We start from the raw sequence: 12,091 nt of genomic DNA, 5'->3' as shown, positions 1-12,091 counted from the left end.
GCTTGACGCGACTATATGTGTGGGTTGACACTGCTATATGTGTGAGTTGATACAGCCATATGTGTAGGTTGATACGTATATATTCGTTAAAAAGCGACGCTTATCATGTTAAAAAGCGGTGGTGGCAGCTTGTTCGCGCTCCCCGTTTACGCTCGTTGGCTTTTATAGCCAGAGAGCCGTGTCGTGAAAAAGAAGGTATTTCAATCAAAAAGATACCTTTCACGCCAAACTCGAAGCACAGGATCTCAATCCACCGCCCACTCTTTCATCTCATACATATCCTTATATTCTTCCCAATCCGGATCCATCTCGGTATAAATAGAGATGGGCAGTAACTCGAAAGGAGCCAAGGCCTCATTCAAGCGTTCGCCGAATACACGCACGGTACGTGTGTAAAACACCCAGACCTTCTCTCCTCCTCCGGTATAGACACCCGTTAGGATAGCCAGCTTGTCTTTCTTTTCCATCGCCTTACGAAGCGCTTCCTCCACGGCCTCCATTTTCTCGCCAAGGTCATCGCTAGGAAGGCCTCTCCCATCTCCCTCGTATTTCCAAGTGATCTCGACACGTTCCTTGAACTTACCGGATTCGGTGAACTCATTCAACTCGTCCCGCCCGTAAACGGTAATCATTTGCCCTGACTCGTTTTCCGAGAGAGCCGTAAACCATACATCGCTTAATTTCATCGTCCCTATCTATAAATGATACGCTACTAATTTGACATGATAAAAAAATGAAGCTAAGTAACATTGCCAACACTCTTAACTTACTAGGCAATGTCACTTAGCTTACTTGGCAAAGTAAGTTAACTTCATTCGACAACGAAGTTAACTTCGTAAAACATGTATTATCTCTTTCCTAATCTATGATCCATAATGGCGTAATGGCATTCCCCATAATTCTTCAATTGATCCACGATCTCTTTAGCCGTAGATTCTTCCTCTACTTGCTCGCGTACGAACCAGAACAAGAAATCACGGGAAGCATGATCCTTATCAGCCTCGGCGATATCAACCAATTTGTCGATCAACTCTGATACATAGCACTCGTGTTTGTAAACATGCTCGAATACCTCCAACGGATTTCCCCAGCCTGTCGGAACCACGTTGATCTGGCCGATCGTAATATCGCCGCCACGATCCAAGGCGTAATCGATCAACTTATGAGCATGCTCCAATTCCTCAGCCGCTTGTTTCTTCATCCAATGGGCGAAACCGTTCAACCCTGCTTTCTGGAAATACACGGACATTGACAAATACAAATTCGAAGACCACATCTCCGCATTAACTTGGGCATTGAACGCCTCTGATAAATTTCTACTTAAGATCATAATTTTATCATTGTTTAAAAATGTTGAAGTATTATCCGTTCACGAAATTTCACTATGCAAATATAAATAAAAGTAGGATTCCTTATCTCATTTCCGCCCTTAGATATTGGCTACTTTCGAAAATTTTTCTAACTTACGCCCTTATTTGATAAACATCATGCAATACACCGACAAATATCGATCTCCCTTGGGAGAAATAACCCTAGCCAGCGATGGCGACCACCTGACAGGATTATGGTTCGACGGGCAAAAATATTTTGCCGCCACTTTATCGGCGGAACACCAAGAAAGAGAACTGCCGATATTCGAGCAAGCCAAAGAGTGGCTGGATAGCTATTTCATGGGTAAGATTCCCAGCTTCACCCCTCCTATCCATCTGGAGGATACGCCTTTCCGACTTGCGGTATGGGACTTATTGAGCAAAATACCTTATGGCGAAGTCGTAACCTACAAGGAGCTCGCCGGGGAAATCGCCCGGCAAAAAGGTATCCCGAGCATGTCTACGCAAGCGATCGGAGGAGCGGTAGGCCATAACCCGATCAGTATCATCATCCCCTGCCACCGTGTCGTAGGCAGCGATGGCAGCCTAACCGGATACGCCGGAGGTATCGACAAAAAAAGGAGCCTGCTTACAATCGAACGGGCCAAAGGATTCTAAAACCGTATCAGTATGCGCACATTTCGTTCTATCGATGAATTGGTTCGTACGCTCGACCGAGAGAGGGAACTGCTACGTGAGATGTTTCATAAACGGACCTCCCTTTCTTTCAAATACGATTTCGCGGTGGAGCTGACCGATTATAAGGAGGAGCGGGTACAGAGCTTAATCAATCACGGAGTGATACGTAGTAGCGGCGATTTCTTGGAGATGGAAGACATTTACCTAAAGTTCTTCGAGGAGGTGCTGCAAGTGAACGAAGAGGTGAATGTAGCCTATATACAAGGACATCTCAGCAAGCTGAACGAGCAGATAGAGTATTATCTGAAAGAGAATAACGAGAGGCGGCGATATAACTACCATAATGACGTGCGCCGTACGCTCAAGAACATAGCGCTCACCACGGTACGCAACGTGATCGACCTGAAGCGGAATCTGGACAGCACGTATAAGAACGAGCCGAACTATCAGATAAAGAAAGTAAAACTGCAACGACTGGGCGAGAAACTGAAGAATATCATCCAACTCATCAACAAGTGCGAAAATGCGATCGATAAAGATCAATTGCTCTTCTTCCGCAAGGCAATGGATGCCCAGATGCGTGCCACGGTGAGCGACGTGAAGTTGCAACTCATCGACTCCTCCCACAACCTCATGGAGATACAGCGGCAAATCGTTCATTACCTCAACATGATCGAATACCAAAATCGAATCTTCGAGAAAGTACGCAAGCTGAAGTATCTTAAAGAGCAATTCCTGCTGGAGGAGAATACGAATATCAAGCAAGTGCTGGCTGAACGTAACCATGTGTGGATGGAGCCGCAACCTAGTTATCGCATCAAACTTTCAATAGATTACCTGCGCAATTCGGACGAAGCGCTGACACTTATCAAGAAACTCGCCACTAAGCTTAAAAGGCGTGACGATAAATCGAGAGACGTAGCGGAAGCAATACCTACCGAATATCTGGAAGGTAAGGCGGAAGTGATCGATCAAGTGAACTTGAGGGAAGTGTACAACTCGTTTGTGGCTTCCGGCGAGCATCTTTTCGCTTTTGTCATGAATTACGCTTATAAGAATGCGGTAAGTACAGAAGACAAGCTCGTCTTTTTCTGCCAGATAGCCTCTGAATATGCCGAAGATTTGAACTTTTCCGACCGTTACGAATGTAAGGGACAGGTAGAGTATCCCTTAGTTTTCCCTAAATAATTCATCAACCATGAAATATACCGAAGAAATATACAGTACATTGAGCCATGGCGGATTTATCTCGTCCAATAGCCTTTCGCCCGCAGTCCGTCGCTACTACGATGCCATCGAAGAGGAGTTGACCGACTATTATGAATATTATAAAGGCATAGGTTTCTATCTTGAAAGCGGCAATGGCTACTACTTTTTCGCACGTAAAGAAAGCAAGGCGGATATAGATCGTAAACTCGAAGCCGCCGCTCGCTGGATAGATTATCTCTGCTTCTTGAAAACCTACAATTCAGCCTTCGGCCCCGGTTTCGTATTCAGCAAGTCGGACATAGTGACACAAATACGTACCGAAATCGAGCTGAAGGAGCAAGCCAAGGAACTCTTTAGCGACAAGAAAGGTTTCGAGGAAATCGTTGATAAGCTCATCAATGAGTTAAAGACTATGGGATTTATAGAGTATGAAGACGAGGACGAAGGCACTTGGAAGGTACTAACGGCTTTTCATTATATAGAAGAGTTGGTAGATTGTATTAACATAACAGAAGAGGGACAAGATGAGATACCTGAATAAAATAGTTTTCCTGAATAGTGCGCATATCCCTTATTCCGAGATTCAACTGGACGGAAACGTGCATTTCATTGGTACGCAGGGTGTAGGAAAGAGTACGCTGCTCCGGGCTATTCTTTTCTTTTACAACGCCGATAAGCTGAGGCTAGGCATACCCAAAGAGAAAAGAAGCTACGATGAGTTCTACCTTCCTTATGCCAACTCATTCATCGTCTACGAGGTGATGCGTGAAAACGGCCCTTATTGCGTGATGGCTTTCAAGCAACAAGGGCGTGTGGCTTATCGATTTATTGACGCACCCTATCAGTCGTCATGGTTCGTCAACGAGCGTCGTGAGGTTCGTGCTGATTGGATCTCTATTCGCAAAGCCATTGGCACAGAGACGCAAATCAGTCGTATCGTCGTTTCTTATCAAGAGTTCCGGGATATTATTTTCGGCAACAATCGTCGTCCCGATCTCATAGGTTTCCGTAAATACGCTATCGTAGAAAGCCCCAATTATCAGAATATCCCCCGAACCATACAGAATGTGTTCCTCAACTCCAAGCTGGATGCCGATTTCATCAAGGACACGATAATCCGCTCCATGAATGAGGAAGAGGTGAATATAGACCTTGATGTCTACCGTAACCAGACGAAAGATTTCGAACAGAATTACAATGACGTTACGCTTTGGCTGGACAATGAAAAACCCGGAGGGTCGCCGGTACAAAGACAAGCCGGGAAAGTGATGCAAAGCTATCGCGACTTATTGTACATGGATAGCCACATAGCCAAGGGACGTGCCGAATTATGCTATGCAGAGAAATCAGCCTTGAAGCAGCGCCCATTAATTGACGAGGAAATATCCAGACACAAAACCGAGCTGGAACGTGTACATCGCTTACAAAGTGAGGAGACAAAGAAATACCAAGAGGGACGGGACAAATTGATAAAAGAGAAAGGCTCGGTTGATGCCGACTTAAAACGTGCCAAGCAGAAACAGCTGGAGTACGAGCAGATGAACATTACCGAAATAATTCGCAGGGTAGAGCAGAAAAGTGCGGTTACCGATGAATTAACACGCCAACAGCAACGGAGGCAGGAACTCACACGTGCCTACGATGATGTCATAGCCAAATACAGCGCACTTATAGAACGGGTAGATACCGACTTTCGAGCCTTTGAGAATGCGCAACACGCATTGGTGAACGAAAGGGAATATGCGACAAATAAGCAGAACGAGAGCTTGATGCAGACACGGCGCAATGAAGAGAACGAGGTATATACGCGTTTTGAGGAGAAATCGCAACTCTCGGCAGACAAACTCCAGCAACTACGAGAGGAGAAATCGCAACAAAACAATGAGTTGCTACGGATAGCCCACGAAGCTCCCTATAAAGAAGAACATGCCAAAGCCGACGAGGAACTGAACAAACTGAATACTCGTGCGCAGGAGTTGAAAATGTCCATTCAGCAACTCTCTACGCAAGCTGTAAGCCTGCGTCAAGAGGCTGGAATGAAGTTACGGGAATTGGAGTTGGCACAGGCTCAGCCTCTCGCTAACGCACAAAAAGAGAAGCAAGAGATAGAGGAACAAATAGCCCGGCTGGAGTCGCTCATCGAACGGCGCAAAGGTTCGCTGGCCGAATGGCTGGACAGGAACAAACCCGCATGGAAAGATACGATCGGAAAAATAGCCGATGAAGAGAAAATACTTTATCGCAATGACTTGGCGCCGCAGGTAACCAACCAAGGGGAGGCTTCCTTGTATGGCGTGCAAATAGACCTTACGGCATTGGAACGCAATTTCCGTACCCCCGAGGAATTGAAAGCAGAACTGGCCATATACCAAGGAGCATTGTCACAGTGCGTCAAGCGGATCAATATGCTACACCAAGAATTGGCAGAGCAAACGGAGGCTTTGAAGAAACAATACAACAAGCGCTTGCGTGAGATAACAGACCGACAGCGTCTGCAAGAATCCGAACAACTTCAGCTTCCCGCATTCATCAAGAACGCCATGGCACAATCCGCCTCATGGCAAAAGAAGACGGACGATTGGCGTGAACAGCGTATGGTTGAAATCCGGATGAAACAGAACGATACGGCTCATCGACTGGCGCTTTGCGAGGAAGAGATAAAGAAGTTGAAGGCTGATCGTGCGCATCGTCTTAAGGTATGCGAGAAAAGTTACAAAGAGAAGAAGCTCCGGCTGGAACAGGAACTGAATAACTACCGCAACAGTATCGAGACAGAAATAAAACTTCACAAGCAGCAATCGCTGGAACGCCGTAAAGAACTGGAGGCTTCCCAACAAGCGGAGCTTAGCGGAAAAGGCGCCGACACGGCAGCCATCGGAAAATATGACGCACGCATCCTGCAGATTCAAAAAGAGCTGGCTTACATCGAGAAACATTTCCCCGACACCATCCGCTATCAAAAGGACAAAGAGGAACTTTTTGATCGTGAACCACAACTTCGCAGTAGAAAGAAGATGCTTGAGGATGAATTGGCCACGCTTGAAGAACGTTTCACTTTGCGTAGCGAGAAACTGAACATACAAGAAAAACATCAGCAAGCCTTATTAGGCAAGGGCATCGAAACAAAGAGAAGCTTGGAGGAAGGTTTGGCACAGGCCGCCAAATTTCACGAAGACTCCACTTTCTGCCCACCCGAAGTAGTAGTGACCGAAGAGAGGCAGACCTGGAAGAGTTGCGCAGAGTTGGTGCAAGAGTTGAAAGACCATATCACCGGCCGCATGAAACAATTGGAAGAATTCAAACGGATGGTTAATCTGTTTAAAAGCAACTTCTCGGCCAAGAACACGTTCAGTTTCCGCACCGATCTGTCTACGGAGGAAGACTATCTGGATTTTGCCTCCAACCTCTGCGAGTTTGTGGATAATAATAAGATCCTCGATTTTCAGAAACAAATCAGCGAACGCTATACACACATCATTCAGCGCATCTCCAAAGCGGTAGGCGAGCTTACCCAGAATGAAGGTGAGATACATCGTACCATAGGCAATATCAACAAGGATTTCGAGCGCCGTAACTTTGCGGGAGTGATACGCAAAATAGAACTCCGTGCACAACCCAGCAGCGACCGACTGATGCAACTCCTCAAGGAAATAAAGAAATTTTGCGATGAGAACGAATTCAATATGGGTGAAGTAGACCTCTTCTCGCAAATGGATCTGCGCGAGGTCATCAACAGGCAGGCCGTGCGCTATTTGCTCAACCTCATGAAGGAATTGCAAAATGAACCGTCCCGTAAGCGGTTGCTGCTCACCGATACGTTTAAACTGGAGTTCCGCATCACGGAGAATGACAACGATACGGGATGGGTAGAAAAGATATCAAATGTAGGTTCGGATGGAACGGACATCCTGGTAAAGGCCATGGTGAACATTATGCTCATCAATGTCTTCAAAGAGAAAGCCTCACACAAGTTTGGAGAGTTTCGTTTGCATTGCATGATGGATGAGATCGGGAAATTGCACCCCACCAACGTGAAGGGTATCCTTGACTTCGCCAACAGTCGCAACATTTTGCTTATCAACTCCTCACCTACTACCTATAATGTAGAGAGCTATCGCTACACATATTTGTTGGGTAAGGACAGTGGAGCCAACACCAAAGTTACGCCATTATTGAAATATGATAATTAATGTTAGGAACCATGATTGATAGAGAACAGAATTTACGTTTGGGCGATGCCCGTAAACTGTCGCAAATGATGCAAGGCGAGAGCGTGCCCTCTTCCGGGCTTTCCAAACAGATGGCAGAAGAACTGCTCTCCGAGGATTTGATTTGGCAGCAAGTCTATGGTAGCAGAAGAAAATTCAAACTGAGAGACGCAAATGCGTTATCTATCTATTTAGCACAGCGATATGGGATACAAGTCTCGCTGGATGAGTGGATCAAGGTAATGGAGAGTGGCGAAACGGTGAGCCGTGCCAGACAAGTAGAAGTTACATCACGTTCTAAGGCGAAAAGTACCCGTAGTTTTACCGGATTCCTCGTTAAAAGTTATCAGCCCATTGAAACGTCGCTGTATGGAGAACCGCTGCTAATCAACCCTCCGCAGGGACTCTCTCTCTTTATAGAAGATTTCACGCATTTCCGCTTGGCGGATGATGTTACGGTGGTAGGTATCGAGAATGGAGAAAACTTCCAGCATATAGAGCAGATGAGGCATTTGTTCAAAAATATCAAGGTATTATTTGTCTCTCGTTATCCCCAGAGTTCGGATCTTCGCACATGGTTGCGGGCCATTTCCAATCCCTATCTTCATTTTGGGGATTTCGATCTTGCCGGCATTCACATTTTCCTCACTGAATTCTTCACTCATCTCGGTCTTAAGGCCCGCTTCTTTATACCTTCCGACATCGAGACGCGTCTTCAAACGGGAAACACCCTCCTTTACAACCTACAGTACGAACGTTTTAAAGAGATGAAAGTAATTGACGAACGGCTGAAACCACTCGTAGCGATGATCCACCGCTACCGTCGTATCTATGAGCAAGAAGGATATCTTCAAAATAGATAAAAGACACGCATTCAAAACAAGCAAGCTTCAATCCCAAAGTAAGTTAACTTACTTCATCATTTAAGTCAACTTACTTGGCCGCAAAGTTAACTTACTTTTTTTCGCCTTGAAATCTTATAAGTTTTCACCTTTATCAAGCTCTTTTGCCATCCAAAAATTAATAAGACAAAGCTGATTAGCCTTGCGTTTTCGTTCCACTTCTACTATATATCTTTTTTTTCAAAGAAAAGGCGAGCGGTTAGGCTCACTTCCGATGTAACTCGTGTGATACCAGCCGTAATCGCATACCGCTCTATATCGTTTAAAAGTATCGTAACGATACCTTTACTTTGGAAGTCCTTGTGAACAAACATCGAATGTAGATGCCCAATCTTCTACCTCAGCTTGCGAATAATCGCACCTGTTCACCACCAATACGGTATTCTGAAATAAAGCTCGAATGCAAAGGTAGGAAAGTTTTTGGAGTAGCAAAACAAAAGTTGCTACTCCTCGCTTACATCACCACTCTCCTCGATGGAATTAATTTCTTGAATGAGTAATGCCTGAAGTTCGTCTTTGGGCAGCAGCAGTTGATACTCGGCAACCCCAATCGGCTTGTTTATATCTTGCAAAGCAATCTCTACATCCAAGTGGTCCTTGTCGGCGCAAAGAATGATACCGATTGACGGGTTCTCATTCTCTCCTTTTTCCAAGCGGTCAAGCAGCGAAAGGTAGAGATTCATCTTGCCTACATACTCTGCCTTGAAGGCCCCGAGCTTCAATTCAATCGCAACGAGCGACCTCAAACCTCTGTGAAAAAAGAGCATATCCACTGCATATTCCTTATTGTTATACTCCAGACGATATTGGTTTCCGATAAAAGAAAAACCTTTGCCCAACTCCAGTATAAACGACTTGATTTTAGATACTAATCGCTTCTCCAGTTCCAACTCCTTAACAGGCTCTGTTATTCTAAGGAATCCTAAGTTGTACGAACTTTTAAATACTTCATTAGCATAGTCGGCATGCGCCATCGGCAGTACGGCATCAAAGTTATTCGTTTTGATTTTCGTCTGACGGGCTGCGTAGGTATTCATCTTTATTGCATTGAGCAGCATATCTCTCGACCAACCTTTTTGCAAGCACTCTTCTGCGTAGAATAAGGCTTCATTAGCTGACAACGACTTATCCAACAGTAGTAAATTATGTCCCCAAGGTAAAACTGCCACAGCTTGTAGCAGTTTTGTATCTTCTTGATAATAACGCTCGTATAGGCGTTTCATATTCCAAAGGTTACGAGGAGACAATCCCATATCCGGAAACTGTTCTTTCAAGTCCACTGACAATCGTTTAACCACGCCACTACCATATCCACTCTCTAAATTTCTATCAAAGAGTAACTTCCCGATATTCCAATATACAGAATTGACGGTAGTGTTTACTTGCCGAGCAACGGTCGTGCGAGCAGTTTGAATCTCAGAAACCGCCTGCTGCAATATTTGAGCGTACTCGTTATCATTTATTCTTATTTCTTTTGCCATATCATGAATCTTTTCAATGCTAATCTATTATATTTTCTTCAGTAACACCTTCTTTGTTATTTTTTTCAACAAATAACATCGGTAACGGAGCACCAGCATATCGGGCATTCTCATGCCTTAACACCCTTTGGGTACGGTGCAAATGTCCGAGTGCCGTGTATGCAATCTTTTCGTCGAATACTTCAGACGAAAAACACTCTAACCTTCCGATAATAGTGCGTTCGGCACGGTTCTTTTCCAAAATCTTCGAACACGTAGCCTGCAAATACCACATTACAATGAAAGGTTTACTTTTGTCCGGCATAGGTAGTATATCAAAAAGTTCTCTGTACATCACTTGCACTCCTTTCAGCCGATAGGTTTGGGATATCAAACAAATCTCCGGCAATAAACAACCCATCCACCTCGTGAACTTTCACTTGCTCTCGAAGCCACGTCAAAAATAGAGTATGTTCACCTTTACGGTCATATTCAAAAAACGTTTGCCCTAAATGCCAATCTGCGGTATGGATTATTTTCATTTATTATTATTTATACCATTCTTTTTTTATCTCATCTATTTTGAGATCTTTCCATTCCTCTTTCCATAATTTCCAATAAGGGATATCATTTGACGATGGTTCTGGGCTACAACGATCTATTTGAACTATTGAAGGTAGTATAACTGATTCACCTATTAATATACACTCTCCGGCTTTGAGTGTCGGCATTTTATCAATAAGATTTCCAAGTGTATCCGGCAACAGTCTCTTTACATAATTTTGATCGTTTGGATTTGTTAATCGCATGGCTAAAAAATTGTTACACTGAGAAAATATTGTTTCTGATATTTCAGAAGGTCTCTGACTAGCTAAGAGTAAAGATACACCATATTTACGTCCCTCTTTTGCTATTCTTTCAATGGAGTGTTTAGATGACCGATATTTTGCCAAATCACTATTGGGAACATATTTGTGAGCTTCTTCATACACAAGTAAGATAGGGACATCGTTATTAATTCTTTCCTCACCATTCTTTGAGCATCTTAGTCGTTTATAAAAATAACCATATTCAAATATTATCCTTGAAATCAAAGAAACGGTAATACTTAACACATCAAATGGAACCCCACTTAAGTCTATAATTGTGATATTGGAATGTTTTGTTTCCTCATAAGCAATTAAATGCTTTAAAGTATCTTCGAATGTAACGTCTTCTGTGATTTCACCTAAAAGAAAATTTAATCTTTTATCATTAACTTTACTTTTTATTCTAGAGATAAATTTGTCAATGCTTCCGTCTGCGTACGTACCCTTTGAATAATTTTGGCTCTTTGGCTCTTCAAATGTATATATTTTCGTAAAGTAATGATTAATTTTAGCTGACTCATCATTAAAACACTGATGCGCTTCTTTTATTGCTATTTCATTTGTCTTTTTATAATCCTTCGTTTCTCTAGAAAGATTTGACAAACAAGTGATTACTTCATTTAAAATAAATTTCACGGGTGTATCAAAAGATATATTTTCTAGTTCTGAATTATATTTTTTCTTGTTTTCAGTTATCACTTTTTGTAACAAAGAAGCCTGATTGTAATTATTAAAATCTCCTGATTCTAAAAAAAGCTCTTCCAATTCATCCCCATTAAGAAGCCAATATGGGAGTATAAGATTATTGATATCAATAAAGTTTGCATCTGGAAATGCTGATTTGTATTCTGAATGAATATCAAATATTATAATATGAGAATTATTCAAACCAGAATATTCTCCTGTTTTTTCATGTGTAGCACTTTGAATTAGTTTCGCTACAGTATGGGATTTCCCTGAACCTGTTGATCCTACGATGGCAATATGCTTATTGAAAAACTTATTACCATTTACAGGAACCGAAATATCTTTATTTGTAGAAAGTTTAGAGAAAGTGAACTTGTCTTTTGCCTCAAGAGATTCTTCATAAATTTTAGAAATTTCTTCTTTCTTAGCAGGCTCAACTTTTTTAGGTGGAATAGCTATTGTATCTCCACCACGCTCAAACTTGTCACCACGAATCAATCCTAAGGGATTAGCTTCAAGAATATACTTTCTTGTTGCATTTCCTTCCTTATCTGCTCCAACTTCAATGGAAAAGTTCTCAATAATGGCAATTAACACAGCATTATCATTGTCTGCGATTCTTAAATATGAACCAACTTTAAGCTTTTCTTCTGCTAAACAGAAATCTTCTAATTTATCTACTGATATTTTTACTTTATTGGGAAATACAGATATTACTTCTGCATTAATTTTTTCTTGTTCTACCAT

10 protein-coding genes and 1 pseudogene are annotated in these 12,091 nt (G+C 42.9%); 5 read left to right on the top strand and 6 right to left on the bottom strand.

Annotation, left to right across the window (positions count from 1 at the left end):
* Positions 1-245: 245 nt before the first annotated feature.
* Positions 246-686, bottom strand: coding sequence for a DUF695 domain-containing protein (locus tag BHV83_RS01030; protein WP_122144277.1), 441 nt, complete (start codon positions 684-686; stop codon positions 246-248).
* A gap of 161 nt (positions 687-847) precedes the next feature.
* On the bottom strand, positions 848-1,330 hold the full coding sequence (locus tag BHV83_RS01025; RefSeq protein WP_005861772.1) for a ferritin: 483 nt from the start codon (positions 1,328-1,330) through the stop codon (positions 848-850).
* 157 nt (positions 1,331-1,487) lie between these two features.
* On the opposite strand from BHV83_RS01025, the gene BHV83_RS01020 reads away from it, so the two are divergent.
* The 5 genes from BHV83_RS01020 to BHV83_RS01000 are packed head-to-tail and all read left to right on the top strand — an operon-like array spanning position 1,488 to position 8,289.
* Positions 1,488-1,988, top strand: a complete 501-nt coding sequence (locus BHV83_RS01020; protein ID WP_005861770.1) for a methylated-DNA--[protein]-cysteine S-methyltransferase — start codon at positions 1,488-1,490, stop codon at positions 1,986-1,988.
* A 12-nt stretch (positions 1,989-2,000) separates the two neighbouring features.
* Positions 2,001-3,197 carry a hypothetical protein gene (locus BHV83_RS01015; RefSeq protein ID WP_005861768.1) on the top strand — a complete coding sequence of 399 codons (1,197 nt, stop codon included), beginning with the start codon at positions 2,001-2,003 and terminating at the stop codon, positions 3,195-3,197.
* 10 nt (positions 3,198-3,207) lie between these two features.
* Entirely contained in the window at positions 3,208-3,759 is a 552-nt protein-coding gene (locus BHV83_RS01010) for a condensin complex protein MksE (protein WP_005861767.1), read from the top strand.
* On the top strand, positions 3,743-7,408 hold the full coding sequence (locus BHV83_RS01005) for an ATP-binding protein (RefSeq protein WP_005861766.1): 3,666 nt from the start codon (positions 3,743-3,745) through the stop codon (positions 7,406-7,408). Before BHV83_RS01010 ends, BHV83_RS01005 begins: the two co-directional genes overlap by 17 nt.
* Positions 7,409-7,419: 11 nt before the next feature.
* A complete protein-coding gene (locus BHV83_RS01000; RefSeq protein WP_005861765.1) occupies positions 7,420-8,289 on the top strand; it encodes a DUF7281 domain-containing protein in 870 nt (289 codons plus the stop codon).
* A 114-nt stretch (positions 8,290-8,403) separates the two neighbouring features.
* Here BHV83_RS01000 and BHV83_RS00995 read toward each other — a convergent pair.
* From BHV83_RS00995 to herA, 4 genes and pseudogenes are all read right to left on the bottom strand, one after another.
* A pseudogene (locus BHV83_RS00995) lies at positions 8,404-8,760 on the bottom strand (GNAT family N-acetyltransferase).
* 11 nt (positions 8,761-8,771) lie between these two features.
* The gene (locus BHV83_RS00990; RefSeq protein WP_005861764.1) at positions 8,772-9,809 is read right to left on the bottom strand and encodes a PDDEXK nuclease domain-containing protein; all 1,038 of its coding nucleotides are present in this window, start codon (positions 9,807-9,809) and stop codon (positions 8,772-8,774) included.
* Positions 9,810-10,123: 314 nt separating this feature from the next.
* A complete protein-coding gene (locus tag BHV83_RS00985) occupies positions 10,124-10,330 on the bottom strand; it encodes a metallophosphoesterase (protein ID WP_005861762.1) in 207 nt (68 codons plus the stop codon).
* A gap of 6 nt (positions 10,331-10,336) precedes the next feature.
* Positions 10,337-12,091 carry an anti-phage-associated helicase HerA gene (gene herA, locus BHV83_RS00980; protein WP_005861761.1) on the bottom strand — a complete coding sequence of 585 codons (1,755 nt, stop codon included), beginning with the start codon at positions 12,089-12,091 and terminating at the stop codon, positions 10,337-10,339.

The organism is Parabacteroides sp. merdae-related_45_40 (assembly GCF_001915675.1).
Note: the sequence above shows the minus strand (reverse complement) of the source record. Positions and strands in the feature narration are given on the sequence as shown.

What these genes read in the sequence shown, in the direction of transcription:
- BHV83_RS00990 (WP_005861764.1), bottom strand. Translation starts at nt 9,809, where the DNA reads ATGGCAAAAGAAATAAGAATAAATGATAACGAGTACGCTCAAATATTG.
- BHV83_RS01005 (WP_005861766.1), top strand. Translation starts at nt 3,743, where the DNA reads ATGAGATACCTGAATAAAATAGTTTTCCTGAATAGTGCGCATATCCCT.
- BHV83_RS01000 (WP_005861765.1), top strand. Translation starts at nt 7,420, where the DNA reads ATGATTGATAGAGAACAGAATTTACGTTTGGGCGATGCCCGTAAACTG.
- herA (WP_005861761.1), bottom strand. Translation starts at nt 12,091, where the DNA reads ATGGTAGAACAAGAAAAAATTAATGCAGAAGTAATATCTGTATTTCCC.
- BHV83_RS01020 (WP_005861770.1), top strand. Translation starts at nt 1,488, where the DNA reads ATGCAATACACCGACAAATATCGATCTCCCTTGGGAGAAATAACCCTA.
- BHV83_RS01015 (WP_005861768.1), top strand. Translation starts at nt 2,001, where the DNA reads ATGCGCACATTTCGTTCTATCGATGAATTGGTTCGTACGCTCGACCGA.
- BHV83_RS01010 (WP_005861767.1), top strand. Translation starts at nt 3,208, where the DNA reads ATGAAATATACCGAAGAAATATACAGTACATTGAGCCATGGCGGATTT.
- BHV83_RS00985 (WP_005861762.1), bottom strand. Translation starts at nt 10,330, where the DNA reads ATGAAAATAATCCATACCGCAGATTGGCATTTAGGGCAAACGTTTTTT.
- BHV83_RS01025 (WP_005861772.1), bottom strand. Translation starts at nt 1,330, where the DNA reads ATGATCTTAAGTAGAAATTTATCAGAGGCGTTCAATGCCCAAGTTAAT.
- BHV83_RS01030 (WP_122144277.1), bottom strand. Translation starts at nt 686, where the DNA reads ATGAAATTAAGCGATGTATGGTTTACGGCTCTCTCGGAAAACGAGTCA.